The organism is Mesorhizobium sp. M4B.F.Ca.ET.017.02.2.1 (genome assembly GCF_003998955.1).
Classification (GTDB): domain Bacteria; phylum Pseudomonadota; class Alphaproteobacteria; order Rhizobiales; family Rhizobiaceae; genus Mesorhizobium; species Mesorhizobium abyssinicae.
Window position 1 is genome coordinate 1 of sequence record NZ_RZOF01000733.1, and the last position, 395, is coordinate 395.

Consider the following 395-nt stretch of genomic DNA (forward strand, 5'->3'; position numbering starts at 1 on the left):
GAGAAGGCCTGGCCGACCGCGCCTATCTCGAAAAATACACCGACGACCCTCTGGGCCTTGAAGCGCATCTGCACACCCGCACGCCGGAGTGGGCGGCTGATATCACTGCTTTGACGGTCGCCGAGATCGAGGCCTTCGCCCGGCTCGTCGGCACGACGAAAAAGACCTATTTTCGGCTTGGCTACGGCTTTGCGCGCCAGCGCAACGGCGCCGTCAACATGCATGCGGCGTCATGCATCGCGGCGGTTACCGGCGCCTGGCAGTATGAGGGCGGCGGCGCCTTCCATTCCAATTCCGGCATCTTCAAGCTCAATCAGGATGTGCTGGAAGGTTCGAGGATGCGCGATCCCTCGATCCGCTATCTCGACCATTCGCGCATCGGCCCGGTGCTGACC

At 62.8% G+C, this 395-nt stretch carries 1 pseudogene; it reads left to right on the forward strand.

The window, feature by feature from the left end:
* Positions 1 to 395 (forward strand): annotated as a pseudogene (locus tag EN738_RS35100) (molybdopterin-dependent oxidoreductase); the annotation flags it as partial.